Annotated in this window: 22 protein-coding genes; 4 read left to right on the plus strand and 18 right to left on the minus strand. The window is 57.8% G+C overall.

The annotated features are described in order from the left end of the window. The first annotated feature begins 19 nt into the window (after window positions 1-19). Together nudE and cysQ are read left to right on the plus strand one after the other, a co-directional pair. Window positions 20-598, plus strand: coding sequence for an ADP compounds hydrolase NudE (gene nudE / locus AC0IW7_RS20690; protein ID WP_471820505.1), 579 nt, complete (start codon window positions 20-22; stop codon window positions 596-598). A 14-nt stretch (window positions 599-612) separates the two neighbouring features. Continuing rightward, window positions 613-1,422 (plus strand): 3'(2'),5'-bisphosphate nucleotidase CysQ, encoded by an 810-nt coding sequence (gene cysQ / locus AC0IW7_RS20695; protein WP_471820507.1) that lies wholly within the window; start codon window positions 613-615, stop codon window positions 1,420-1,422. Between the two features lie 70 nt (window positions 1,423-1,492). Here cysQ and AC0IW7_RS20700 read toward each other — a convergent pair whose 3' ends face one another. The 14 genes from AC0IW7_RS20700 to AC0IW7_RS20765 all read right to left on the minus strand — a co-directional run bounded on the left by AC0IW7_RS20700 (window position 1,493) and on the right by AC0IW7_RS20765 (window position 19,356). Then, window positions 1,493-3,397 carry a beta-ketoacyl synthase gene (locus tag AC0IW7_RS20700; protein ID WP_471820509.1) on the minus strand — a complete coding sequence of 635 codons (1,905 nt, stop codon included), beginning with the start codon at window positions 3,395-3,397 and terminating at the stop codon, window positions 1,493-1,495. Between the two features lie 379 nt (window positions 3,398-3,776). Continuing rightward, window positions 3,777-4,706, minus strand: a complete 930-nt coding sequence (gene arcC / locus AC0IW7_RS20705; RefSeq protein ID WP_122493489.1) for a carbamate kinase — start codon at window positions 4,704-4,706, stop codon at window positions 3,777-3,779. A 69-nt stretch (window positions 4,707-4,775) separates the two neighbouring features. Next, the gene (locus AC0IW7_RS20710; RefSeq protein WP_471820511.1) at window positions 4,776-5,786 is read right to left on the minus strand and encodes an ornithine carbamoyltransferase; all 1,011 of its coding nucleotides are present in this window, start codon (window positions 5,784-5,786) and stop codon (window positions 4,776-4,778) included. A 72-nt stretch (window positions 5,787-5,858) separates the two neighbouring features. After that, a complete protein-coding gene (arcA, locus tag AC0IW7_RS20715; RefSeq protein WP_471820512.1) occupies window positions 5,859-7,109 on the minus strand; it encodes an arginine deiminase in 1,251 nt (416 codons plus the stop codon). Between the two features lie 24 nt (window positions 7,110-7,133). Continuing rightward, a complete protein-coding gene (gene arcD, locus AC0IW7_RS20720) occupies window positions 7,134-8,561 on the minus strand; it encodes an arginine-ornithine antiporter (RefSeq protein ID WP_471820514.1) in 1,428 nt (475 codons plus the stop codon). Window positions 8,562-8,973: 412 nt separating this feature from the next. After that, a complete protein-coding gene (gene dctD, locus AC0IW7_RS20725) occupies window positions 8,974-10,341 on the minus strand; it encodes a two-component system response regulator DctD (protein ID WP_471820515.1) in 1,368 nt (455 codons plus the stop codon). Continuing rightward, window positions 10,338-12,149 carry a sensor histidine kinase gene (locus tag AC0IW7_RS20730; RefSeq protein WP_471820517.1) on the minus strand — a complete coding sequence of 604 codons (1,812 nt, stop codon included), beginning with the start codon at window positions 12,147-12,149 and terminating at the stop codon, window positions 10,338-10,340. The genes dctD and AC0IW7_RS20730 overlap by 4 nt, the downstream gene beginning before the upstream one ends. After that, window positions 12,139-13,008: a dTDP-4-dehydrorhamnose reductase gene (rfbD, locus tag AC0IW7_RS20735; RefSeq protein ID WP_471820519.1), complete on the minus strand. Its 870-nt coding sequence runs from the start codon at window positions 13,006-13,008 to the stop codon at window positions 12,139-12,141. The genes AC0IW7_RS20730 and rfbD overlap by 11 nt, the downstream gene beginning before the upstream one ends. Next, window positions 13,005-13,550: a dTDP-4-dehydrorhamnose 3,5-epimerase gene (gene rfbC, locus AC0IW7_RS20740; protein ID WP_471820520.1), complete on the minus strand. Its 546-nt coding sequence runs from the start codon at window positions 13,548-13,550 to the stop codon at window positions 13,005-13,007. The genes rfbD and rfbC overlap by 4 nt, the downstream gene beginning before the upstream one ends. Continuing rightward, the gene (gene rfbA, locus AC0IW7_RS20745) at window positions 13,547-14,419 is read right to left on the minus strand and encodes a glucose-1-phosphate thymidylyltransferase RfbA (RefSeq protein ID WP_471820521.1); all 873 of its coding nucleotides are present in this window, start codon (window positions 14,417-14,419) and stop codon (window positions 13,547-13,549) included. Before rfbA ends, rfbC begins: the two co-directional genes overlap by 4 nt. Before the next feature lie 22 nt (window positions 14,420-14,441). Next, a complete protein-coding gene (rfbB, locus tag AC0IW7_RS20750) occupies window positions 14,442-15,509 on the minus strand; it encodes a dTDP-glucose 4,6-dehydratase (RefSeq protein WP_471820523.1) in 1,068 nt (355 codons plus the stop codon). Between the two features lie 127 nt (window positions 15,510-15,636). Further along, complete coding sequence (locus AC0IW7_RS20755; protein WP_471820525.1) at window positions 15,637-16,947, minus strand: hypothetical protein; 1,311 nt, start codon at window positions 16,945-16,947, stop codon at window positions 15,637-15,639. A gap of 287 nt (window positions 16,948-17,234) precedes the next feature. After that, window positions 17,235-18,560, minus strand: coding sequence for a prephenate-dependent tRNA uridine(34) hydroxylase TrhP (trhP, locus tag AC0IW7_RS20760; RefSeq protein ID WP_471820527.1), 1,326 nt, complete (start codon window positions 18,558-18,560; stop codon window positions 17,235-17,237). Window positions 18,561-19,125: 565 nt separating this feature from the next. Continuing rightward, window positions 19,126-19,356 (minus strand): DUF1652 domain-containing protein, encoded by a 231-nt coding sequence (locus tag AC0IW7_RS20765; protein ID WP_471820528.1) that lies wholly within the window; start codon window positions 19,354-19,356, stop codon window positions 19,126-19,128. A gap of 667 nt (window positions 19,357-20,023) precedes the next feature. Here AC0IW7_RS20765 and AC0IW7_RS20770 point away from each other — a divergent pair. Both AC0IW7_RS20770 and AC0IW7_RS20775 read left to right on the plus strand, forming a co-directional pair. Continuing rightward, a complete protein-coding gene (locus tag AC0IW7_RS20770) occupies window positions 20,024-20,749 on the plus strand; it encodes a hypothetical protein (RefSeq protein WP_471820530.1) in 726 nt (241 codons plus the stop codon). A gap of 581 nt (window positions 20,750-21,330) precedes the next feature. Then, entirely contained in the window at window positions 21,331-21,939 is a 609-nt protein-coding gene (locus AC0IW7_RS20775) for a hypothetical protein (protein ID WP_122453453.1), read from the plus strand. Window positions 21,940-22,915: 976 nt separating this feature from the next. On the opposite strand, the gene AC0IW7_RS20780 is transcribed toward AC0IW7_RS20775, so the two are convergent. The 4 genes from AC0IW7_RS20780 to AC0IW7_RS20795 form a co-directional block, all read right to left on the minus strand. Then, complete coding sequence (locus tag AC0IW7_RS20780; protein ID WP_471820532.1) at window positions 22,916-24,064, minus strand: site-specific integrase; 1,149 nt, start codon at window positions 24,062-24,064, stop codon at window positions 22,916-22,918. Further along, a complete protein-coding gene (locus AC0IW7_RS20785) occupies window positions 24,061-24,270 on the minus strand; it encodes a hypothetical protein (RefSeq protein ID WP_471820534.1) in 210 nt (69 codons plus the stop codon). Before AC0IW7_RS20785 ends, AC0IW7_RS20780 begins: the two co-directional genes overlap by 4 nt. Window positions 24,271-24,339: 69 nt before the next feature. Beyond that, a complete protein-coding gene (locus tag AC0IW7_RS20790; protein ID WP_471820535.1) occupies window positions 24,340-24,630 on the minus strand; it encodes a hypothetical protein in 291 nt (96 codons plus the stop codon). 156 nt (window positions 24,631-24,786) lie between these two features. After that, window positions 24,787-25,005: a DUF7696 family protein gene (locus AC0IW7_RS20795; protein WP_471820537.1), complete on the minus strand. Its 219-nt coding sequence runs from the start codon at window positions 25,003-25,005 to the stop codon at window positions 24,787-24,789. Window positions 25,006-25,111 lie beyond the last annotated feature (106 nt).

A 25,111-nucleotide genomic window follows, 5' to 3' on the forward strand; every position in this document is an offset into this window, starting at 1 on the left:
CACGCCAAGGAGCCGTCCCATGCGTCAGAAACCCACCGTCCTCAATCGCGAAATAGTGGCCAGTAGCCGCCTGTTCCGCGTTGAGGAACTGCAGCTGCGTTTCAGCAATGGCGTCGAACGCACCTACGAAAGGCTGGTGGGCAAAGGCGTTGGCTACGGTGCGGTAATGATCGTGGCAATGGCCGACGCCGAGCATGTACTGCTGGTGGAAGAGTTCTGCGCCGGTACGGACGATTACCAGCTCTCTTGCCCTAAAGGGCTGATCGAGCCGGGCGAAGACGTGCTGGACGCTGCCAACCGCGAACTCAAGGAAGAGGCCGGTTTTGGCGCCCATCAATTGGAGCGGCTGACCGAGCTGTCGTTGTCGCCCGGCTACATGAGCCAAGTTATTCAGGTGGTGCTGGCGCGCGATCTGTACCCCGAAACGCTGCCGGGCGATGAGCCTGAACCCATGGCAGTTGAGCGCTTCAGCCTGCATGAGCTATCGAGCCTGGCGCAGCATCCACAATTCAGCGAAGGCCGCGCGCTGGCTGCGCTGTACTTGGCGCGTGACGTGCTGACGCAGCGTGGCGAATTCACCCCGGCGGTACGCTCGTGAGCCTGGTGCCATTGATGGAGCAAGTGGTAGCCTTGGCCCGTGAAGCGGGCGCGGCCATTCTTCCGTATTGGCGCAGTGGCGTGGCGGTAACCGCCAAGGCCGATGACTCCCCGGTGACTGCTGCCGACCTGGCCGCGCACCACATTCTGGCGGCCGGCCTCACGGCCCTGGATGCGAGCATTCCGGTGTTATCTGAAGAAGCCGCCGACATTCCCCTGAGCGAACGCGCCGGCTGGACGCGCTGGTGGGTGGTCGATCCGCTGGATGGCACCAAAGAATTTATCAGCGGCAGCGACGAGTTCACCGTCAACGTCGCGCTGGTGGAAAACGGCAAGGTGCTATTCGGCGTGGTCGGCATGCCCACCACCGGCCGTTACTTCTACGGCGGTGCCGGCCTCGGTGCCTGGCGCTGCGATGTCCATGGTCAACCGCAAGCGGTACACGTGCGTAACGCGCCGGAACAGGGGTTTACCGTTGTGGCCAGCCGACGCCATTCGAGCCCGGAGCAGGAGCAATTGCTGGCTGGGTTGAGCCTGCTGTTCGGCGACTTGCAGCTGGCCAATGTGGGCAGCTCGCTGAAATTCTGTTTGCTCGCCGAGGGCGCTGCCGACTGTTATCCAAGGCTGGCGCCGACCTCGCAATGGGACACCGCCGCCGCGCAAGGCGTGCTGGAAGGTGCCGGTGGCGAGGTGCTGGATATTCACGGCGAGGTGCTCACCTATGAAGCCCGTGAGTCGTTCCTTAATCCGTTCTTCTTGGCGCTGCCGGCGGGTGCGGCGTGGCGGGGGGATTTGTTGCGGTTGGCGCAGGGCTTGAGTGCGTAATCACGTTGAAGTGAAAGCCTCTTCCATCAACACGCGGTCAATGTAGGAGAGGCTTTAGCCTCGATTGCCGTTAAAGCATGTCTTTAAAACGCTCATCTTTCTTGAACACCAGCGGCTGACTGAAGCCTGGGATGCGCATCTGCTCGGCGGTAATCTCGATAGCCTGGTCTTCGATCATGTCCTGGCCAAAGTTGTAGATGATGTCGAGTTGGCCATGCAGCGCACGCTCGTCGTAGGCTTTGGCGTTGGCGCGGGTTTGCTCGCGACGGGCCACGTAATCGGCAAAAGCCGTTTCGCCATGGCGCTTTTTCAGCATGCGCTCGGCGACATGGGGCGCGAGAATCACGCCGCTGGCGTTGTTGCCGCCAAAGCCCTTGGAGTTGATAAAGCACACCTCCAACTGCTCAGCGCCCACATCTCGGTCCTGCGTGGCGATCGCCAGGTGCTGCTGATGCACGTCCGGGGCGACGGCGTCGATGGTTTTGATGCCGGGGATGATGCCGTATTTGAACGAGCCCAATGCCGAGATCAACTGATCGCCGCTGGCCGTGGCGAGGGAGTGGCCGACGAAGGCTTTCACCGCCGTGACTGGCCAGCTCTTGATATCGAAGGCGGCGGCGACGCGGTCTAGCAATTCCGATTCAGTCACGCGGTTGGCCGGCGTGCTGGAGCCGTGGGCGTGAATGAAACTGCGTTTTTGCACGCTTTCCAAACCGACAATCTGTACGGCGCTTGCAACTGCCTTGGCGACAGTCAGGTAGTTGCCCGGGCCTGGTGCGGAAATAGACTTTTTAAAGCCGTCGGCGTTGATGAATACATCGGCAACCGCACCGTGGATATCGGCGCCCAACTCCAGCGCCAGGGCGTCGTCCATCAGCACGACGTATTGCGCGGATTCGGCCAAGGTAAAGCCGCAATTTTCGCCGAACGGGCGACTGGCGCGGCGGAAGTTAACGTCGTCGCGGCCTTCAATCAGGCGCAACCCTTCTTCGGTCGCCAGGGCGCCCATGGCGCTATAACCCTCGATGCACTCCGACAAAATCGGTGCTTCGCTGTTGCCAACGATGGCCACACGAACCTGGCCGGCGGCGATCACATCAATGGCTTTTTGCAGGTTGTAGAGGAACGTGGCGCAGGCGCCGGTCACGCTGCCCGTCGTGCCCACGCTGCCGAGCACATACGCGTTGATAAAGTCAGTCGGCATGCTGTTGAAGCCCAGCGGTAACTGCTTGGCTGACACGCGCTGGCCCTTGAGGCGCGACTGCATCAGGCCGCCAAAGCCGTTTTCGTCGAGCTGGCTCATGATGCTGCCGGAGAACACCGCGACTTCATCGGGCTGAACGTGGCTGACGATGGTTTGCCAGTCCAAGCCGGTAGAGCGCAGGGCATCCGTCGCGGCGACAACCGACATTTGCAGGCCGCGTGGGTGGAAGCGGGAGTTATACAACTCGCTCGGCTCGAAGCCGGTCGGCAACTGGCCGGCGGACTTCACGCTCAGCGCCCGGTAGCTGTCGACTTTGAATTCGCAGCTGCCGTGCAGGGTCACTTGCACCTGGTTGCCTTCGAGAGTTTCCACCGCCCAGTTGGCGGGCAGCGGTTCGGGCAATTGTTTGCGTTGGGCAATAAAGGTCAGCGGCTGGGTGGGGCTGGTGTCGACCTCAAGGTTTTTTTGCCACTGCACGGCGTCGGGGTCGAGGTGCTGCTTTTCGATCCGGCGAACCAGCGTCGACTGCAAAATTTGCGGGCCGAAACGCGCTTCGATGTCGGCGGCAGCCAGGCTGTTGCCAGCGGCATCCTGATAGACGCCATTTACATAGCTGACCAACTTCATCATCACCGCCAGGCCGACCAGGGTTTCGAGCCGGGCGGCGGCGTCCATCGATTCCAGCACGGTGCGACGAAAACCGTGATGGAAGGAGCTACGGCCCGCGGCGTTATACCCACCAAACCCTACGATGACTGGAAGTCGAGACATCTAGCGCAAACTCCTTAAAAAGTACCAGGGCAAGCCGGCTAGGCTGAAAAAGGCTTGCCGATAGTCGATCAATTGAAATGATGATGACGGCCCCGTTAAGTGGGCCCGCTTGATCGAGAGACTATGCTGACGCGAGCAGTGACTAATGAGTCACTGTCAACGGCAAGGTTGTTGGCCGTCAAGGCTGCTCGTCTGGCTGTAAGGAAGGCCTGATTGATTGCAGCGAAACGGCTGAAGCGCTGATATTTGCAGGGGTGTTTGGCTGGGTTTGAAGCAGGGGCGTAGGAGGGATTGTTGCGGGGCTTGTTAGGGGCGGTCGTTGTAAGGCGCGTGACGGTCGGATGGGCCCTGCCTGAGGCGCGGCCCATCCAGCACGTTGTTAGCGGTAAATCACTTCGGTGCTTGCAGTGGAAACGCGAGTACCTGCTTTGCCTTGAACGATGGCTTCGATGTCGGCGAGCGAACCAATCACCGCGACCTTGCCGGTGTTGCGCGCAAACTCGCAAGCGGCCTGCACTTTCGGCCCCATGGAACCGGCGGCAAAACCTAAGCGTTCAAGCTCATCGGGGTGCGCCTCAGCAATGGCTTTTTGGGTGGGCTTGCCCCAGTCGATGTATGTGGCGTCGACGTCGGTGGCAATTACCAACAGGTCGGAAGTCAGTTGCTCAGCCAGCAATGCCGAGCACAAATCTTTGTCGATCACCGCTTCCACGCCTTCAAGTTTGCCTTCGGCGTTGTAACGGGTGGGAATACCGCCGCCGCCGGCGCAAATGACGATGGTGCCGTGATCCAGCAGCCACTTAACAGGGCGGATCTCAAAGATTTGCTTAGGGCGAGGGCTGGCTACTACGCGACGGTATTTATCGCCGTCTGGCGCGATGCTCCAACCTTTTTCGGCGGCAAGGCGTTCGGCATCTTCTTTTGAATAAACCGGGCCGATTGGCTTGGTAGGGTTGCTGAAAGCGGGGTCGTTGGAATCGACTTCCACTTGGGTAAGCAGCGTGGCAAACGGCACTTCAAACGGCAGCAGGTTGCCCAGCTCCTGTTCAATCATGTAGCCGATCATGCCTTCGGTTTCTGCGCCCAGCACGTCCAGCGGGTAAGGATTCACCGAGGTATATGCCGCCGCTTGCAGCGCCAACAGCCCTACTTGCGGGCCGTTGCCGTGGGCGATCACGAGTTGGTTGCCCGGAGCGATTTTGGCAATTTGTTCAACAGCAATTCGGACGTTTTCACGTTGATTATCAGCAGTCATGGGTTCACCACGACGCAATAGGGCGTTCCCACCCAAAGCGACGACAATGCGCATGAGCGTTCTCCTGAAAAATATAGAAAAGGGGGGACTGCGGCGTGGCAATGGTTGCCACGCCGCAGAGGGTCAGATGTCGGCCATAGCCGCGACCAGAATCGCTTTGATGGTGTGCATGCGGTTTTCGGCTTGCTCGAACGCAATGTTGTAGGGCGACTCGAAGACGTCTTCGGTAACCTCAACGCCATTGGCCAAATGCGGATAACGGCTGGCGATGTCCTTGCCCACTTTGGTTTCGCTGTTGTGGAAAGCCGGTAGGCAATGCATGAACTTCACGCGTGGGTTGCCAGCGGCTTTCATCAAGTCGGCGTTTACCTGGTAGGGCAACAACTGCTTGATGCGCTCGTCCCAAGCTTCCAGCGGCTCACCCATGGACACCCACACGTCGGTGTGAATGAAATCCACGCCTTTAACCGCTTCCTGTGGGTCTTCAGTGAGGGTAATGCGAGCGCCGCTCTCTTTGGCGAAGCCTTGGCACTGCGCGACCAGCTCATCGGTTGGCCACAGCGCTTTTGGTGCGCCGATGCGAACGTCCATGCCCAACTTGGCGCCGATCAGCAGCAACGAATTACCCATGTTGTTGCGGGCGTCGCCCAGGTACGCGTAGCTGATGTCGTGCAGCGGTTTGTCGCTGTTTTCACGCATGGTGAGAACGTCAGCGATCATTTGGGTGGGGTGGAACTCGGCGGTCAAGCCGTTGAACACGGGGACACCGGCATACGCCGCCAGCTCTTCGACAATTTCCTGACCATAACCACGGTATTCGATGGCATCAAACATGCGCCCCAGCACGCGGGCAGTGTCTTTCATGCTTTCTTTGTGGCCAATCTGCGAAGACTGCGGATCAATGTAGGTGACGTTGGCGCCCTGGTCATAGGCAGCCACTTCAAATGCGCAGCGGGTGCGGGTGGAGGTTTTTTCGAAAATCAGTGCGATGTTTTTACGCTTCAGGTGTTGCTGCTCGGTGCCGGTGTACTTGGCGCGTTTGAGGTCGCGGGAGAGATCCAGCAGATAGCGCAGCTCGCGTTGAGTGTGATGCATCAAGCTGAGCAGGCTGCGGTTGTGCATGTTAAACGCCATTTTTCATACTCCTACTAAATTGGATTCGGTATCGGTGCTGCCTGGCTGGCAGCACCGTTTCAATCAGGGCAATTAGTAATCGATAGGGTCGCGAATGATTGGGCAGGTCATGCAGTGACCGCCGCCGCGGCCGCGGCCAAGTTCACCGGCACTGATGGTGATGACTTCAACGCCTGCTTTGCGCAGCAATGTGTTGGTGTAGGTGTTGCGGTCATAGCCGACCACCACGCCCGGTTCGAGCGCGACGACGTTGTTGCCGTCGTCCCACTGTTCGCGTTCGGCTTCGAACGAGTTACCGCCTGTAGGAACCACGCGCAGTTTTTTAAGATTCAGCGCTTCGCCTACAACTTCGATGAAATGTTTTTCTTCTCGTCGCGCATCGAGGCCGTCGGAGCGGCTTTCATCGGGACGGATGCTGAACGGAACGATGGCGTCTACCGCCTCGGCGAATACGGTCACCAGGTCGCGGTCGCAGAAACTAAAGACCGTGTCCAAGTGCATGGCTGCTCGAGATTTAGGCAAGCCTGCAACGATGACGCGTTCAGCCGCTTTGTTTGCGAACAATGACTGCGCTAGCTGCGCTACGGCCTGGTGGGTGGTGCGCTCGCCCATGCCGACCAGCACGACGCCATTACCGATTGGCATCACGTCGCCGCCTTCCAGCGAGGCCGCGCCATGGTCTTTGTCAGGGTCGCCGTACCAGACCTTGAAGTCTTCGTTGGCAAAGTCTGGGTGGAATTTGTAAATGGCCGTCACGAGCAGCGTTTCCTGGCGACGAGCCGGCCAGTACATCGGGTTCAGGCTGACGCCGCCGTAAATCCAGCAACTGTTGTCGCGGGTGAACTGAGTATTGGGCAGTGGCGGCAGAATGAAGCTCGAGCTGCCCAGGTAGTCGCGGAACATCTCGATGGCTTTGCCACCGAAGCTACCCGGAAGATCACTGCCAGCGACGCCGCCGATGAGGTACTGGGCCAGCGCGCGGGGCTCAAGGCTTTCCAGCCAGGAGCGGAGTTCGTTGACCAGGCCCAAACCGACGTGATTGGCGGTGACCTTGCGGTCCAGGATCCAGTTACGAGCCTCGGGAATCGAGACGGTTTCGGTGAGCAAATTGTGCATTTCCACTACTTCGACGCCGCGCTCGCGCATCTTGGTGACGAAGTCGAAATGGTCGCGCTTGGCTTGGCTAACCCAGAGCACGTCATCGAAAAGCAGCTCATCGCAATTGGTAGGTGTGAGGCGTTGATGCGCCAGGCCGGGTGAGCAAACCATCACTTTGTGCAATTTGCCGGCTTCGGAATGAACGCCGAGTTTTACTTGAGACATGGCAGGTTCCTTCGATTTTCGTAATTACAAAGTCAGGAAGCCGTCGTAGAGACCGTAGGCCGCTACCAGGGCGCCGATTACCACCAGAGCGAAAATGCCTTTCTCGATCTGGGTAAAAATGGGTTGGCCTACTTCACGCTTGGCCTTGGCGAACAGAATTGCCCCCGGGGCATAAAGAAGTGCAGAAAGCAGGAGGTACTTGGTGCCACCGGCGTACACCAGCCATACCGCGTAGATCACTGCGACGATGGCGATTGCGAAATCTTTGCGGCGCTCTTTGGCAGCTTGCTCGTAGGTTTCACCACGAACGGCCAACAGCAATGCGTACGCGGCCGACCACAGGTACGGCACCAGAATCATTGAGGTGGCGAGGTAAATGAGCGACAGGTAGGTGCTAGCAGAGAACAGCGTGATGATCAGGAATATCTGCACCATGGCGTTGGTCAGCCACAGCGCGTTGATAGGCGCTTTGTTAGCGTTCTCTTTGCGCAGAAAGGCGGGCATGGTGTGGTCATTTGCTGCGGCGAAAAGAATCTCTGCACACAGAAGCACCCAAGAGAGCAGCGCACCGAGTAAGGAGATGATCAGGCCGACGCTGATCAGCACTGCGCCCCAATGTCCGACCACGTGCTCAAGCACGGCAGCCATCGAAGGGTTCTGCAGTTTGGCCAATTCCGGTTGGGTCATGATGCCCAGGGAGAGAACGTTCACCAGCACCAGAATCAGTAGCACGCTGATAAAACCGATGATTGTCGCCTTGCCGACATCTGAGCGTTTCTCGGCGCGGGCTGAGAAAATGCTCGCGCCTTCAATGCCGATGAATACCCAGACGGTGACCAGCATCATGTTGCGCACTTGATCCATCACGCTGCCGAGGTCTGGGTTTTTCAAGCCCCAAATATCAGCGGTGAAGATGTCGAGCTTGAATGCGAAGAAGGCGATCAGAATGAAGAGAACAAGGGGCACGATCTTGGCGACGGTAGTTACCAGATTGATAAATGCCGCCTCTTTCACGCCGCGTAGAACCAGAAAGTGGACTGCCCAGAGCAGGGCGGAAGCACCGATGATTGCAGCGGGCGTGTTGCCTTCTCCAAAGACGGGAAAGAAATAACCCAGGGTGCTGAACAGCAAAACGAAATAACCGACGTTTCCGAGCCAGGCACTAATCCAGTAACCCCAGGCTGAGGAAAAGCCCATGTAGTCGCCGAAACCTGCTTTGGCGTAGGCGTAAACGCCACCGTCCAGATTGGGTTTTCGGTTGGCGAGGGTTTGGAAGACGAAGGCCAGGGTGAGCATGCCGACTGCGGTGATCGCCCAGCCGATCAATACGGCTCCGACGTCGGCGCTGGCGGCCATGTTTTGCGGCAGGGAGAAGATCCCGCCGCCGATCATTGAACCGACGACCAAGGCAACCAGCGCGCCGAGTCGAAGTTTGTGGGCTGAGTCAGACATGACGATCATCCATTCAGAAGGGTTACCGTGAATCTACGCGCGGTCGAGCGGGTAGAGGGCTGACCTAAATCAATAGCTAGCTAACTTTCCATGTTGGCATTCCTGACTTCTGAGATGAGGGGCTACCACCGTTCGGTGTTATTGAGACGTAGCCGGCGCGTGGTCGACAAGCACGTCAGTACCACTGTCAGAACCAAACGCTAGACGGGAATCTAAAATGCGCAAGGGCTATGGCTGGCGGGGGCTTTGGGGTGGCGAACAGCCACTGCGAAGGAAGGAAATAGCAGGCGCAACAGTGATTTCGAACGGGTCTAAAGCGGCCATGTACCTGTAACGCAGGAAAGGCAGGCAGCAGGTGGCCAGCCCTCGACTGCACAGACCAAGGGGGTGCTGAAACGGAGACGTTTGGGGTTTACTCGAGGTCGTCCTGACTGGCACTCAACCCGTGTTTACGCAGCTTGTCGTGCAATGTTTTGCGAGGGAGCCCGAGGGCTTCTGCCAGGCTGCGCAACGAGTTATGGGGCCGGGCCAATTCGGCAGCAATCAATGCGCGTTCGAACGCTTCCACCTGTTCGCTGAGGCCTCCGCTGGCGGTCACGGCAGGCGCTGGCGTGGCGCTTTCCAACGATAGCTCCAGGCCTAAGGCAAACCGTTCAGCTGCGTTCTGCAATTCACGCACATTGCCCGGCCAGGTATGGCGCATCAGCGTGGCGCGTTGGCCAGGTTGCAAGTCGCGAACCGGTAAATGATGCCGCGAGCTGGCTGCTTCGGCGAAGTGTTGAAACAGCAGTAGCGCGTCTTCGCCCCGTTCGCGCAATGGCGGGATGCGCAAAGGCGCTACGTTCAAGCGGTAATAAAGATCGGCGCGGAAACGGCCTTGGTCGGCGCTTTGGCGCAGGTCGTCTTTGCTGGCGGCAATCACGCGGATGTCCAATGGTATCAATTGATTTCCACCCAGCCTTTCAACGACGCGCTCTTGCAGCAAACGCAGCAATTTCACCTGCACATCCAAACTCATACTTTCGATTTCATCGAGAAACAGCGTGCCGCCGTTGGCGAATTCAAATTTGCCGATGCGTCGCTTCTGCGCGCCGGTAAACGCGCCCGGTTCATGGCCAAACAGCTCGCTTTCCACCACCGACTCCGCCAGGGCACCGGCGTTGATGGCGACAAATGGCCCGTTACGGCGGTGTGATAAATCGTGCAGTGCGCGGGCGACAACTTCTTTACCCGTGCCGGTTTCACCAAGAATCAATACGTCGGCATTAATGGCTGCCAGCGCGCCGATCTGCTCGCGCAAGCGCTGGATGCTGGGCGACTGGCCCACCAGCCGGGTAGACAATTCGCTGCGATCAGCCAATGCCAGCCGCAGGCTGCGATTTTCCAGCACCAGACGACGCACCGCCAGCGCGCGCCGTACGCTGTCGAGCAAGTCGTCACTGGCAAACGGCTTTTCCAGAAAGTCGTAAGCACCGGCGCGCATGGCTTGCACCGCCAGCGGCACATCGCCGTGACCGGTGATCAGCAGCACGGGCAAGTCGCTGTCCTGTTCATGCAACTGCGCGAGCAATTCGAGCCCATCAACGCCTGGCATCCGAATATCGCTCACCACCACCCCGGGCCAGTCGCGCGAAATACTCCCGGCCAGTCCTTTGGCGCTCGCCAGGCTGCACACCTTCAAGCCGGCCAAATCCAACGTTTGGCTGAGTGCTTGGCGCAGGTGTGGGTCGTCGTCGATCAACAGAACCTGAGCACGGCTATCGAAGGCGCTGTCGATCATACGGTGGGATCCTCTGAGGGTTGCTGGGTTACGCCGGGCGCGGCGGTTTTCAGGTGAAGCACAATGTCGGCGCCGCCTTGCGGATGGTTGGCCAGGTGCAGCTCGCCATCTAGCGCGCGCATCAATGTCTCGCAAATCGCCAAGCCCAACCCCAAGCCTTGCGCACTGGTTTTGGTGGTGAAAAAAGGTTCTCGTGCATGCGTGAGGGCGTCGTTGGAAAACCCTGGGCCATTATCGCGAATGCTTAGGTGCACGCCCTGTTCGTCACTCACAGCGCTGAGCCAGATACGGCGTGGCGGCGCTTTTTCAACCAGCGCATCCAAAGCATTGGCGAGCACATTGCCGAGCACCTGGCGCAACCGGGTTTCGCCAGCTTGCACCCACAGGGTGGCATCGGGCAGGTCGCGAATCAGCTCCACATCCATCGCGCGTCGGCGCTTAGCGAGAAGGGCCAACGCATCGTCCAAAGCCGGCTGTAAGGCAACGCTTTCCGGGGCGTGACGGTCGCGCCGAGCGAACGCGCGCAGGTGGGCAATTATCGACGACATCCGCCCTGTCAGCTCGCCGATCAGTTTCAAATTGCCGCGTGCATCATCGGTGCGCTGGTGGTCGAGTAACACCGAGGCGTTCTCGGCGTAACTGCGGATGGCTGCCAGCGGCTGGTTGAGTTCATGGCTGATGCTGGCGGACATCGTGCCCAATGCCGATAGCTTGCCCGTTTGCACCAATTCATCTTGGGCGCGGAGCAATTCCTGTTGCGCGTGTTCGCGCTCCAGCACTTCGCTTTTCAAGCGCGTGTTCAGGGTTTCCAGATCCCGCGTGCGGTCGAGCACGCGAATCTCCAGTTCTCGACGAGCACGCGCGTCGATGGCGATGCGCTCCAGATAATGACGGCGGCGCTGCATCATCAGGCCCAGCAGCAAAATCAGCACGAGCAGGGTCGCGCCGCCCACGGCCACAGCGGTTTGAACCGGCCGTGAGATCTGCTCGGCAGGCGCCAGAATGCTCACCGTCCAGCCGGTTTCTTCCAAGCTGCGGCTTTGAATAATCCAGGCGTCACCATTGAGTTTCAGCGCTTGCGGTTCGAGGGTCGGATACGGTTTGTTGGCTGCGATTTCACGCCGTTCCTGCTCGGATAGATCGCGGCTGGCGCGAAAGCGCCAATCGGCCCGAGAGGTCAGAATCACGACGCCGTTGCTGTCGGTGACCAGCAACTGCTCGGGCGTGTTGCCCCAGAGGGTTTCGGTGGTGTCCAAGTCCACCTTCACCACCAGCGCGCCAATCACGTTATCGCCTTCTTTTACCGCCGCGGCGAAGTAGTAACCGCGTTTCCCGGAGGTAGTGCCCAGGCCGAAGAATCGTCCAAGGTGGCCGGTGACCGCTTCGCGAAAGTACGGACGAAACGCAAAGTTACGGCCGACAAAACTGTCGCTTTGCCGCCAGTTGGACGCGGCCAGCGTGGTGCCTTCGGCGTCCATCAAATAAATGGAGTCGGCACCGGTCTGTCCGCGCACCTCTTCGAGCAACTGATTTGCGTGCACTTGTGCGTCCAGATTCTGCGGGTGCGATAGCACACCGCGTAGCGCCGGGAGGTCGCCAAGAATCGGAGGCAGCACTTCATAACGCCGCAGGCTTCCCAGCAGGTTCGCCACATACAGGTCCAAGGTCTGACGATTCTGCTCAACCAACTCGCTGCTGTAATAACGCTCGGCCAGCTGTTGCAGCGGCCATAGCAGCGGCGCCAGCAGCGCGGCGAGCAGCAGCAAACTTCGCCAGCGCGGGCGCCGCAGGGGCGAGTTAGTCGGCATCGTGCAGGCAATCGGCAAGCGCGGTTTGCCAGTGCGGCAGGTGCAGATCCCACGCCGATTGCAACCTCGAACACGCCAGCCGGGAATTCAGCGGGCGCTGCGCTGGCGTCGGGTATTCGCTACTGGCGATGGGCACCAGGCGAGCGCACGGCTTACCCGCATTTTTAAGCTGTTCGCCGATGGCGCTGGCAAAACCGAACCACGACGTTTCACCCAGCGCCGTCAGGTGATACGTGCCCCACGGTCCCGGCGTACCGCGTTGCCAGCGATCCATCACGGCGCGCGTCGTCGTGGCGAGTGTGCCGGCCCAGGTCGGCGCGCCGATCTGATCGCTGACCACGCGCACCTCGTCGCGCTCTTGCAAGAGGCGCTGCATGGTCAGTAGAAAGTTGCGGCCGTATCGGGAATATACCCAGCTGGTGCGCAGAATCAGAAAGTCGCCTCCAGCGTCGACCACCGCTTGCTCACCGGCGAGTTTGCTCTGGCCATAAACGCTGAGCGGATGCGGCGCGTCTTCCTCCAAATACGGCGCGCCCTTGGTGCCGTCGAACACATAGTCGGTGGAATAGTGAATCAACGGCACGCCCAAGGCCTTGGCTTCTTCTGCCAGCACGCCGGGGGCGGTGGCGTTGATCGCAAAGGCTTGCGCGGCGTCCGTCTCGGCGGCGTCAACAGCGGTGTATGCCGCGGCATTGATGATCAGGTCCGGCCGCAGGGCGCGAATGTTAGCGCGCACCGCGTGCACATCCGCCAGGTCCAGCTCGGCGCGACCCAGGCACGTGAGCTCGCCAACACCTTGTAGGCTGCTGAGTAGCGCCTGGGCAAGCTGGCCGTTACGGCCGGTGATCAGCACCCTCATGGAAACAGTTCCGCGTCCTGGAACGGCGTGCCTGCCTGGTCTTTACCGGACAGCTGTGGTGCCTCGCTCAACTCCCAGTCGATGGCCAGTGTCGGGTCGTCCCAGCGAATGCAGCGCTCAAAAGCCGGCGCGTAGTAATCGGTGGTTTTGTACAAGAATTCCGCGAAGTCACTGACCACCAAAAAGCCATGGGCATAGCCGGTGGGAATCCACAGCTGACGTTTGTTTTCAGCCGACAGCCGCACGCTTACCCACTGACCAAAGGTTGGCGAACTGCGGCGGATGTCGACGGCGATGTCCAGCACCTCGCCGGCGGTCACGCGAACCAGTTTTCCTTGCGCCTGCTCAATTTGATAATGCAGGCCGCGCAACACGCCGCGTTGGGAGCGCGAGTGGTTGTCTTGCACGAATTGGCAGTCGATGCCGGTGGCTGCATTGAACGCAAGGGCGTTGAAACTCTCGTAGAAAAAACCGCGCGGATCACTGAACACTTTCGGCTCAATGATCAGCACGTCAGGCAGTTCGGTCGGGGTAACCTTCACACCTGTTCTCCGGCCAAACGATAGAGATACTGACCGTAGCCGGTTTTGCCAAATGCCTTGGCCTGCATCAGCAGTCCGTCGCGGTCGATCCAGCCATTCTGGAACGCGATCTCTTCAAGGCACGCCACCTTCAGGCCTTGCCGGTGCTCGATGGTTTGCACGTATTGCGATGCGTCGAGCAGGCTGTCGTGGGTGCCGGTGTCCAGCCAGGCAAAACCGCGACCGAAACGCTCGACGCGAAGATCACCGCGCTGCATGTACGCGTTGTTCACGTCGGTAATTTCTAATTCGCCACGGTGCGAAGGCTTCACGGCTCTGGCAATTTCGATCACGTCGTTGTCGTAAAAATACAGACCAGTCACGGCATAACTGGACTTGGGCTGGGCGGGTTTTTCCTCAATGGAAACCGCCGTGCCGTCAGCGTCGAATTCGATAACGCCGAAGCGCTCAGGGTCTTTTACCCAATAACCAAACACCGTCGCACCGCTGGCGTGGCTGGCAGCGCGCTGAAGCTGCTCGGTGAATCGGTGCCCATGGAAAATGTTGTCGCCCAGAATCAGACACACCGAGTCGTCGCCAATGAACTTTTCGCCAATCAAAAACGCCTGGGCCAAGCCGTCGGGCGAGGGTTGCGCGGCGTAGCTGAAATTGACGCCGAACTGGCTGCCGTCGCCGAGCATTTTTTCGAATTGCGGTAAGTCGTGGGGCGTGGAAATCAGCAGGATGTCCTTGATGCCGGCCAACATCAGCACGGAGATCGGGTAGTACACCATCGGCTTGTCATAAATGGGCAACAACTGCTTGGACACGCCGAGCGTGATGGGGTGCAAGCGCGTGCCTGAACCGCCGGCCAAGATGATTCCTTTCATTGTGCAGTGCTCCGCATGATTGCTACTCCGAGGTGGCGCCGAGGCGTTCGCGCTGATAGCTGCCGTCTTGCACGTGGCGACACCAGTCGAGGTTATTCAAGTACCACTGCACGGTTTTGCGCAGTCCGGTGGCAAATGTTTCTTGCGGCACCCACCCCAGTTCGCGTTCGATCTTGCTGGCATCGATGGCGTAGCGCAGGTCATGCCCGGGGCGATCTTTTACGAACGTAATCAAGTGTTCGTAGCGTTCCACGCCGCTCGGTTTTTCCGGCGCCAACTCCTCGAGCAGGGCGCAAATGGCGCGCACCACGTCGATGTTTTTTTGCTCGTTGTGGCCGCCAATATTGTACGTCTCGCCAACCTTCCCCTCCGTCACCACTTTAAGCAGTGCGCGGGCGTGGTCTTCAACGAACAGCCAGTCGCGAACTTGCGCGCCGTTGCCGTACACCGGCAGTGGTTTGCCTTCCAGCGCGTTGAGGATCACCAGCGGAATCAGCTTCTCAGGGAAGTGATACGGACCATAGTTGTTGGAGCAGTTGGTAACCAATACCGGCAGGTTGTAGGTGCGCTGCCAAGCGCGTACCAGGTGGTCCGACGCCGCTTTGCTGGCCGAGTACGGCGAGCTGGGCGCGTAAGGCGTGGTTTCTGTGAACAGGTCGTCGACGCCATGCAGATCGCCGAACACTTCATCCGTGGAAATATGGTGGAAGCGAAACGCCTGTTTCGCATCGTCTGCCAGACCTTGCCAGTAGCTGCGAGTGGCCTCGAGCAGGGCGTAGGTGCCGACGATGTTGGTTTGAATAAAGGCCGAAGGACCGTCAATGGAGCGGTCGACATGCGACTCCGCCGCCAGGTGCATGACCGCTTCTGGCTGGAACTCATCGAGCAGGGCGCGTACGCCGGGTTGGTCTGCGATGTCGAGCTGCGCGAAACGATAGCGCGGGTGACTGGAAATGCTCGCGAGGGACTCGAGATTGCCGGCGTAGGTCAGCTTGTCGAGATTGAGCACCTGGTGCTCAGTGTGGTGCAGCAGATGGCGAATCAACGCTGAGCCAATGAAGCCCGCGCCGCCCGTAATCAGAATTCGCATGCCGGAAGGCCTAGTGAGTTCGCAGGCGCCTAGCTTGTCGGCACGTTGGGCAAGAAGCAAGCCTGACGGGCACTGGAGCGCAGACGGCAAAACGCCGCCGCGTGTGAGGCGGCGGCGTTTCGTCTTCCTACTTGGCCTGTGCTTTTTTCGCGGCGGCCGTGGCGGTGGCTTTCGCTGCAGCACGTGCGGTTACGTTCGACGCCGGCACCTGGATGATGATCGGGTGGTCGGTAACGCTGACTCGCACCGAGTTCACGTTGCGCAAGGTTTGAATCGGCTCCTTGCCAATGATCGGGTCATAAATGTTCACCGTCGTCTGCACTTCACCCAGGTTTACCCCAACCAACGTTGGCGCGCCGGGCACGCCTTCCGGCTCAGCCCAGACAATGATATTGGTTTCGGTGTTGGCCTTGATGATCGCCATGCTGTTGCCGGTGCTTGGAATGCCCACCGTCGAGTACTGCAAGATTTTCAACGGCTCGAACGTGGCCGCGTCGGGCGACGGGTCGGCCAGAATGCTGTTCATGTTATGCAGTGCGGTGGCGGCGGACGTTGGCGCATTGTCAGCCTTGCTAAACAGGCCGTAACCGTCGTTTTCGTCCATCAACTGATACACGTAAGTGCGGTAGATATCGTTGAACGCACCGCTGACAAAAATGTTCAGCAACCAGGCAGCGCTCTGCTGCGAATTGGTTTTCGGCGACTGGTAACCCGTTTCCGTATACACCGCAGGCCCCTTGCCGCCGGGTGTATTGCCCAGCGCTACGCTGCGTTTCATCCAGCGGGTTGGCGGTTTGGCAGGGCCCGGGTAGGGATGCTGGTTGTTGTAATCGGCAAGGCCGGGCGTCACTGCCGGGTCCGGCCCCTTCGGAATGCCGCCCGCGTTAAAGCCGGTGAAATAAAAGACTTTGACGTTTTGCAGCAGCGGATGGGACTTGGTCTGCTTGTACAGCTCGGCCTGATAAGACAGCGCCGCCGGCAAACCTTTGGTGCCATCCGGCGCCCACGTCAGCGGAAAGTTGTTGATCTCGTTAGGACCTTCAACCGCCAGGGTGGAACCCGGCACCGCCGTTTCGACCTTGGCCACGTTGCTTAGAAATGTAGAGATGGTTTGCGGCGAGCGGGTGCTGCCCACGGCGCTGATGTAGTTCCACTTGATGCCCGCCTTGGCGAGCACGGTGTAGTACTGGTAGGGCGGATTGCCCCAGAAACTATTCAAGCTGTCGCGGGCATTTTTGATGCCCAGGTAATTCATATCCGCGATAACCATGGAGGGTTTCGAGTAATTCGACGACCCCTGACTGACGTGCAAATTCACGCCTTGCGAATCAATAAAATCAGCCGCGCGCATCAGTGTCGCCGCCTGCGTCGCTTGCATCGTGCATGCGCCTGCGCTGAGCAGGAGCAGCAGGGTTGTAGAGCGAACAGTCGTTTTCATGAGCTACCCCCTTTCAATGAAATTCAGCGATGGTAAGAAAAACGCTAGTTGGCCTGTCGGGCACTGTCGAAACTGTCGTGCCAAAAGCCGTAAGGTATCCGCTGAACGGCTTGTTTTAGACGCCTTTGGCAATAGAGTTTATTGCCAAAAAATACCGGAACTCGATGACTGTTTCGCTGACGTGGCCGGGTCCGCTGCCGCGTTTAACGTTCGTGCAATCAAGCGTACTTGCAATGAAGCGGCCAACACCCAGAGCCGACAGGTGCGCTCAGACGAGCTGCGCATTGTCACGCATCCGGCGTCAGCGTGCGCATGAGCAAACCGAAACGGACGTCCGCCACCGGCGGCACGGCAACGTACATCACATGACCGTCCCCCGGCGCGACGCTCGCCTCTTCGCCGAGCTGCGTCTGCAGCGCTGTCAGAGTGAAGTGTTGGTTGCCACGCGGCGTCATCAGTTCCAATTGATCGCCAATGGCGAAGCGATTTTTGACCCGCACCTGAGCCAGTTCCCCGCGCCATTCTCCGGTGAGCTCGCCGACGAACTGTTGGCGCTCGGCCCGCGAGTTGCCGCTCTGATAATTCTGATATTCATCATGCACATGGCGGCGCAGGAAGCCTTCGGTGTAGCCCCGGTTTGCCAGCGACTCCAACTCGGTAAACAGCTGCGGATCGAACGGTTTGCCCGCCACTGCGTCGTCGATTGCGTGGCGATATACCTGGGCGGTGCGGGCCACATAGAAGTGGCTTTTGGTGCGGCCCTCGATCTTCAGCGAGTGCACGCCCATCTGCACAAGGCGCGGCACATGCTGCACGGCGCGCAGGTCTTTGGAATTCATAATGTAGGTGCCGTGCTCGTCTTCGGACGCCTCCATCAACTCCCCGGGACGGCTACCGTCCTCGAGCAAAAACAGCCGGTCGGTGCTCGCGCCTTCGCCCAAGGTGGGCGTGCAGGTCCGCACGATTTGCCCCAGCTCATTCGCCTGGCCCTCATGCGCCTGGTACTTCCAACGACACGCGTTGGTGCAGGTGCCCTGATTTGGGTCGCGATGGTTGATATAGCCCGACAGCAGACAGCGTCCCGAATACGCCATGCACAGCGCACCGTGCACGAACACCTCAAGCTCCATGGTCGGTACCTGACGACGGATTTCTTCGATCTCGTCCAGCGACAACTCGCGCGACAGAATCACCCGGCTCAGCCCCTGCTGCTGCCAGAACTTCACGCTGGCCCAATTCACCGCGTTGGCCTGCACAGACAAGTGAATGGGAATCTCCGGGAAGTGACCGCGCGCCAGCATTATCAGGCCGGGGTCGGACATGATCAGCGCATCCGGCGCCATCGCCACCACGGGCGCCAGGTCTTTGAGAAAGGTGCGTAATTTGGCGTTATGCGGAGCAATGTTCACCACCACATAGAAGTGCTTGCCTTGGGCGTGGGCCTCGGCAATACCGAGTGCCAGGTTGGTGTGATCGAACTCGTTATTGCGAACCCGCAAGCTGTAACGGGGCTGACCGGCGTACACGGCGTCAGCGCCATAGGCGAAGGCGTATCGCATGGCCTTTAACGTACCGGCAGGGCACAGCAATTCAGGAGAATGGGAAGAGTGCATAGAGAATCGCCTGACAGAGTTAGGGCGCGCGATTCTAAAAAGGGCGGAGGGACCGGGTATTGATATACGTCTAAGGGCGTGAGCCGAACGCAACGTTCGCGGGTCCGAAAACAAAAAAGGCCTTCGATTTCTCGAAGGCCTTTCTTTTATATGGTGCCGGCACCAGGAATCGAACCCGGGACCTACTGATTACAAGAACGCTGCTGAAAGATTAAAAATCAAGGACTTAACGCAAATCGTATTACGTAGGGCAGAGGCTATAACCCGCTAAAGCAGTGGGGATGGCTGAGCTTGTTACGTAGGGGGGCCGAGGCTTCACGGGCTACCGGTTTGGTTCGAGCCTTTCTCCTGAACTGCGTCGCCGTGCAGAAATGTCCACGTCGGACCAAGGCAGGTTTGCGCTTTGATCACATCGTCCAGGTCGGCAGGTATTGCTGGTTTAAGCGAACGTATTGAATGGAGGCAAGGTAGCTAAACGGATGGTTGGAAATGTGGCGCTGATAGCGAGAGATGGATCGCGTATGACGTAGCGTTTGCAGCGTTCTAGGGGGATGTTGTTGAGCATTCATGCATGCCCCATCTTATCCTCAAGCGCCCCGATCATTTTGACTAAGCCATCAATGGTCACCAAGGTATCCCAAGGCAGCCCCGCAAGGGACGCGATGTCTTCGCCGGTTTTTGGATTAAAAACGCGAGCGGTAACAGAACTCGGCCACTGCAATTTGGCCTCGAAGCCCAAAGGATAAAAATATTCCTTCAGCCGAACACACCCAAAAGCGAAAGTCATCTTGGCCATGGTCCGGTTGTGACTCCCAAAACAGCAAGCGTTCATAGATTGCGAGGAATCAAAATCTCCTCGAAGCCCTGCGGCGAGAAGTACACATTCAGCCCAGCGCACGCGAAGGGATAAGTCAACTTTGCCACGAGCAGACCATTCTTGATCTCTGACATGAATCGAGCGTAGGTCAGGAGTTACTCAGCCGCCACCGGGTAGGAATCGAACCCGGGACCTGCTGGTTACAAGAACGGTGCTTACAGCATAAATATCAACACGTTAGGGCATTTGTTATTACGTGTAGAGAATGGACAAACCCGCACGTTTAGCGGGTTTTGTTCAGCTTGTTACGTAGGAGCGACGCAGAACACTCGGGCAGCCCCTACGCCCAGGAAACTGCCGCTATCGGCCAGAAGCGGACCTCAAGGGCTCACTCAGAATCTGAACCTCGGACCACCCTGTCAATTACGCGTCGAATGGTGAGCAGCGAAAAGGGGACAGATTTATTAAGTGGCTCTAATTAGCGAAAATAAAAGGGATAAATTTATTAGGCGGCTCTAATTACAGGCTTTTAACAAATCCGTCCCCTTTTTCTGTAGCCTACGATGCGCCTAGGTTTACAGCAGAGTAAATAAAAACTCTGCCATTTTCGCTGTTCAGTCAATGAGTCTTTGAGTGGTGAACATCAATGATCAAAAAGATATCTTTAGGGATTTTGCTCTTGGCTGTAGGCGGGTATTTGCTGGCAGCAGTTGGGGTGGGTCTGTTTTTTTGGAAGGAAGACAGCCTCTCCGGCGCGATAGCTGTTGTAGATGATTGGTTTTTCACCGGGGCGGCGTTGAGGACGTTCAGTCCGAATGAAAGTGATGCGGAAATGATTGCTTTGTTTGAAAAGCACTTTGCCGAGTTCGAGCGTGTCGTTAACGATAATAGGGATAGCTGTCCCGGAGACCTAGATGCTCATTCGCGTGTTGTGTTTTCAGGAAGGATGGAGTTTGTGAGTGTGAGTCAATATGGTCCTACACTTTGGCTCCCCGATCCGTTCTCCGATAAGGCATTTGATGAAGCGCGTCGCCTGGAGCGCCATTTGTATGCGCTTTCAAATGATTCTGGCACTGGTGCTGGTAAAACAATATCCGCATTTGCGCAAGAACGGAGAGCGCTAGAGTGCAAGTACGGTGCTGTTAATTTTTGGCGGTCAAGGGTCAAAGGATACGCTGGGTTAAGGATGGGCTATATTTATTTTCCACAACCTCCATTGGTTAAAGATGCGATCTTGTATGTGCCTGGAACGAGATTTCCTAATCGCCCGCGAGCGCAAGGAGTTGTGGGGGACGAATTGCTGATGAGTACGGATGTAGGTTGTAGTTATAAGGCTTTGCGTGGAAGTTGGTTTATATATGCTTGTCATTAGCAGTGATAAGGGGGCAGATTTATTAAGTAGCTCTAACTTAGAGTCGTTTAATAGATCCGTCCCCTTTGTTCCCTTGCGCTCGGACCGTCAACGTCCGCTCCTGAACGATTTTTGCCGCCGTTCACGGCGGGAAGCTACCGGCCCATTACTGCCTTTCGCATGCTCATAAGCAGCGCCTGTAGAAATGTCGACCTGTGCAACAAAGGGGGGGCAGATTTTATTTAATAGCTCTAATTTAGAGTCGTTTAATAAATATGTCCGCTTTGTTTTCATCAGCATTTTGCGCAGACCACGCACTCGCGCGCTGCTCGACCGTGCGTTGCAGCAGTTGCCCAGGCTGGGGGTTCGCCAGCCGGGTAGCGAGGGGCTATCGAGACGCGGAAAAGAGTGGGCAGAGTCACTGCGCGAATAACGGGCAGAAGCTGTAGAGTTATTTTCCCGGGTCCGAATGTTCACCCCTATAGACAGGGCGCTGCAAAAATAAATCCACGCGCACGTTTATGTGCCTAACTGAGCGCTTATCATCGCGACCTTCCACACGGCGCTACAGATCACAACGCGCAATCGCTAAGGAGCGGTAGATGTTCGATATATCCAAAGTCAGAAGAACAAGAATAGAGAGCCGCAATTTTCGCAGTGTTTATTTTCTGGTTATGTTGTCGGCTGTGCTCGCGGGCTGCGCGAAAACAAATATTCACGCGCCGAAAGAAACAAGGCTACCGCCCGGCTTCAAGGTTTCAAGTTACTCGCAAGTGATGGTTGCCCCTATAGACGTCCATCCTGATTACAAAAGCGACGCAGAAAACGTTCGGGCAATAAAACGAATACAAGAGGTCTTTAACCAAGAGCTTGCAGTACGGGCATCGTTTATTGAAAACATCCATGCCGCGGAGTCTGTTGACGCGGCGCGCGGTCTGGTAATTGTTCCAGTAGTTGAAAAGATAAAGTATGTCAACGGGGAAAAACGATTTGCTTCAGGTCCCTCCGCCGGAAGTTCAGCCGTTCTGTTGAAAGTCACTTTCTACGAGTACCCTGCGAAGAAAATCGTGCATGAAACTCACATCTATCACAACTCGATGGAGTATGGCGGGATCTTTGCGCTGGCTGGTGCAACGGGTGGTGCTGCCGATAATCGGATGCTTTCGGACACCGGAAGAGATCTGGCAAGTTTCCTTGCTGACTGTAAGTAATGACGCGGGGTATAGGGGGGTGGTTCAACCTGTCCCCTTTTGCGGCTGATGCAGTCTGGGCTGACCGACGCTCTACTTCTGCTCGGATCAAACCTGTCGTGCGTGTGCCTGAAAGCACTGCGACGGTCGCCTACCTTGGCAGATTCACCTGAGCAGCTCGATTAGTCCGGTGTCCCGGTTTTCACGATTCACGTCTCGGATTGATCATGGCCTCAACTCTCAATAATCGAACAGCCAAGGCTCATATTTTAAACGACGCCCCAAGGTTTCCTACCTAGGCACATCCAGCGACTCGGATAGCTAATGGGCATCTTTATGTTTGCTTCGAAGACCAGATCGATGGATGGTTTTCGGTCGTGGTGTTCAAGCAACTGATCGAACATCGAATTCTGAACATCACAGATGAATCGCTGTCGAGACATCCGCATTTTAAGGCGGGTTTATCCCCGTATGAGTTTCACTTGATAGAGCATTCTCCAGCCACGTCGCAGAACACATCCGATGCCGAGAGACATCGGGTCGTCACGTTTAAAGATGTCAGCCTCGACGTGATTGCCACGGCCCTGGAGCTTCGGCTGCCCTTGTATGAACGTGAGTCCCCAGATCAAGCGCTTGATGCGTGCATCTGCACATCTGGACTCGATATCCCATAGGGGGCGAGCCTGGACTGCTCAGAAAAACCGGCCGGTTGCCGCCGTTTGCGAGAAGCTGCGAGCAGCTAGAAACTGATATTTACGATACAAACGCAAGGTCGCTTTTTGTAGGGTGCGCTGTGCGCACCAAGCCAGATCGGTGATCGCTTCGGTGCGCATCGCACACCCTACGGGGATAGCGTCCGGCAGGAGATTTCGATGTCTGCTTCTGGCCGACAGCTGCCTCTCAATAACCACCAGATTCTAGCCAATAGCACTCACATCCATTGCAGTCCCTTGCGCCTCATTAGATATGCGTGACGTGGGCTGTTCAGGCAGCTCGTCTAGTCGGCGGACGGCGCGACGATAGGAACGCTGTGGTCGTACACATCCATCATAGAGCCATCTCTGTGGCCACTCGCCTCTTGCTTATCTGCGCGATTGCCAGGAGTGTCCGTTATGCCCCGGCGCTTGAGGTCGTGCAACGCGAAGCGGTCCGCCTCGGCGATGGCTCCCGCTTCTATGGCTTTAGTGATGAACCGCTGCCAGGCGGTATCCAGACTCGATTTCTGTAACGCGCCGCCGTGAGCCGCGACGATGATGAAACGCCGTTCCGCCAGGATGGGCATCGGGGCTTTGGTCCTGGCCCACACCTTCGCTCTGTAAGCCTTTGCACCGTCCCAAGCGGCACGAAGTCGCGGCGTCCAGCGTACGACATTGTCGCGACTGCCCTTCCGCCGATTGGTCAGCACCCCTTCCTCCAGTTCGTTTGCGTCGCTCAACGTGACTGTCTCGATACCTCGCAAGCGGCACAAATAGCTGAGCTCCATCACATAGGAAAGGTATTCGGGGCACGCACCTGGTTGGCTTCGCGCCAGTTGGCCCAATTCACGGGCCCTGGCGATTAGTGCAGCCATGACTGCCGGCTTCGGCAATCTTCGCTGCTTGCGTTCGACCGGTGCCTCAATACCCTGAGCAGGGTTTGTCTCCAAATAGCCACGGTTACGCCCCCACTGCATTACGCGCCGCAAATATCGCAGTGCGTGTGCCGCTTTAGATGGCGTACCGTCGTCGGCGATCCGGTCGATCACCCGCTGTATCAACGCCGAGGTGAATTTTCGGACCGCCAGCTCCCCGAGTGGCTTGCCCAGCTTGGTGGGTACATCGAGTAGCACGTTTCGCGAGTATTCATAATCTTTCTGCGTCTTCAGGCCCAGCCGCTTCAGTTGTGAGCTTGCGTGAAACTGCTCGCACAAATAGCGCAGGCTTTCTCGGTCGATGCCGGCGCGCTGTTCCATTAGTCGGTGCAGTTCAGACAGGGTGACCGAAGGCGGGGCAATATTCTGGCGCCGCTGCTTGCCCCCCTCGTCGTAGTGCAGGGTGTACCAAACCCCATTACCACGGTGGTCAAAATAAACGGCCGCCGGAAGGGCGGCCTGATCGATGTGCTTGGGAATGTGCGGGTTGTGCTTACGCTTCCTTGCTCGCCTCATAGAATCTCTGCGCCGTACTTCTCCGCCGAGACCGGCCTTAGGCCGCCGGCCTGGTTGATCAAATCCACGGTGGTCCATGGTCCCGTTCGGCCACGGAATATGCGAACTCCCTGCTCGTGCAGGGTTCGCTCCACATCAGCGCGCCGGGTGTATCCGGTGATGCGTTTAAGGTCTTCAAATGTCAGCATGCGCGGGGCCTCACTCATACCCAGTCCCCAGCATAAGGCCGAGCGGCACACGTAATAAGCGAGAAACGCCGGCGCCACCTTCTCGGTTTAAATCAATCCGTCCAGAGATGATCGAGCGCAACTGGTCCAGGGAATCACAAACGTTCTCTCGAGCGGTCTGCAATGCCAGGCCTGAGGAAAGGCCTGACCGTCGATGAATTCTGTGCCCGATATGACCAAGCCCAGCGTCGCCATTCCATCCACTCTCACGTCGTAAAGCGGTGAAAGGGCGATTTTGGAAGTGTGGTGCAGATTGTGTGCGCACGCCTGGAGCGACTCCCGGGCCAGCGGTTCGCATCGGGCGGCGTGAATATAGATATCCGCACGGATGCGCGGCATCGAACGTCGCTCCTTGTCTGATAACGGACGGCCGCGAACATTGAGGGCAAGAACATCGAAATACATGGCGAAAAGATACTGGTTGCACATCCAGTATTATCACCACTGACACCCAGTGCGTCGACGGCGAGTGAATGCCGCTTATCCGTCTTCTGATCATTGTTCCCTCCCGAGCCAGTCCCGACGCGCTCCCCACTGACGGCGCATTTCGTCAACTAAGCTGGCGACGCCCACGGATCCCCGCTTTTTAACGAGCATTTGTTCCAGCTCCGCCACTCTCTCCGAGGTGGTAAACCCACGCCGGAGCCAGTAGCGGGCCTCACAGGCCAGCATGTGCTGGCGTTCTTCATGGTCAGCCATACGCCACCTTGGCATGGGTGGTTTCTGCGTTAGGGATACGAGTTAAGGCCACGGTTTGCGTGATACGCTTTTCGCCGCCGACTTCTTGGGGGTTCACTTGCATGGTGCTTCTCCTTGGGGT

It is taken from the genome of Pseudomonas sp. AC229 (assembly GCF_979254655.1).

Bases quoted from the DNA above. Each gene is read 5' to 3' on its own strand.
- rfbD (WP_471820519.1), bottom strand. From the start codon at position 13,008: ATGAGGGTGCTGATCACCGGCCGTAACGGCCAGCTTGCCCAGGCGCTA.
- AC0IW7_RS20765 (WP_471820528.1), bottom strand. From the start codon at position 19,356: ATGGCCAAGATGACTTTCGCTTTTGGGTGTGTTCGGCTGAAGGAATAT.
- AC0IW7_RS20775 (WP_122453453.1), top strand. From the start codon at position 21,331: ATGTTCGATATATCCAAAGTCAGAAGAACAAGAATAGAGAGCCGCAAT.
- AC0IW7_RS20785 (WP_471820534.1), bottom strand. From the start codon at position 24,270: ATGAGTGAGGCCCCGCGCATGCTGACATTTGAAGACCTTAAACGCATC.
- AC0IW7_RS20770 (WP_471820530.1), top strand. From the start codon at position 20,024: ATGATCAAAAAGATATCTTTAGGGATTTTGCTCTTGGCTGTAGGCGGG.
- trhP (WP_471820527.1), bottom strand. From the start codon at position 18,560: ATGCACTCTTCCCATTCTCCTGAATTGCTGTGCCCTGCCGGTACGTTA.
- rfbA (WP_471820521.1), bottom strand. From the start codon at position 14,419: ATGAAAGGAATCATCTTGGCCGGCGGTTCAGGCACGCGCTTGCACCCC.
- cysQ (WP_471820507.1), top strand. From the start codon at position 613: ATGGAGCAAGTGGTAGCCTTGGCCCGTGAAGCGGGCGCGGCCATTCTT.
- AC0IW7_RS20710 (WP_471820511.1), bottom strand. From the start codon at position 5,786: ATGGCGTTTAACATGCACAACCGCAGCCTGCTCAGCTTGATGCATCAC.
- AC0IW7_RS20755 (WP_471820525.1), bottom strand. From the start codon at position 16,947: ATGAAAACGACTGTTCGCTCTACAACCCTGCTGCTCCTGCTCAGCGCA.
- arcA (WP_471820512.1), bottom strand. From the start codon at position 7,109: ATGTCTCAAGTAAAACTCGGCGTTCATTCCGAAGCCGGCAAATTGCAC.
- rfbB (WP_471820523.1), bottom strand. From the start codon at position 15,509: ATGCGAATTCTGATTACGGGCGGCGCGGGCTTCATTGGCTCAGCGTTG.
- AC0IW7_RS20790 (WP_471820535.1), bottom strand. From the start codon at position 24,630: ATGCCGCGCATCCGTGCGGATATCTATATTCACGCCGCCCGATGCGAA.
- AC0IW7_RS20780 (WP_471820532.1), bottom strand. From the start codon at position 24,064: ATGAGGCGAGCAAGGAAGCGTAAGCACAACCCGCACATTCCCAAGCAC.
- AC0IW7_RS20700 (WP_471820509.1), bottom strand. From the start codon at position 3,397: ATGTCTCGACTTCCAGTCATCGTAGGGTTTGGTGGGTATAACGCCGCG.
- dctD (WP_471820515.1), bottom strand. From the start codon at position 10,341: ATGATCGACAGCGCCTTCGATAGCCGTGCTCAGGTTCTGTTGATCGAC.
- AC0IW7_RS20795 (WP_471820537.1), bottom strand. From the start codon at position 25,005: ATGCCAAGGTGGCGTATGGCTGACCATGAAGAACGCCAGCACATGCTG.
- arcD (WP_471820514.1), bottom strand. From the start codon at position 8,561: ATGTCTGACTCAGCCCACAAACTTCGACTCGGCGCGCTGGTTGCCTTG.
- arcC (WP_122493489.1), bottom strand. From the start codon at position 4,706: ATGCGCATTGTCGTCGCTTTGGGTGGGAACGCCCTATTGCGTCGTGGT.
- AC0IW7_RS20730 (WP_471820517.1), bottom strand. From the start codon at position 12,149: ATGCCGACTAACTCGCCCCTGCGGCGCCCGCGCTGGCGAAGTTTGCTG.
- nudE (WP_471820505.1), top strand. From the start codon at position 20: ATGCGTCAGAAACCCACCGTCCTCAATCGCGAAATAGTGGCCAGTAGC.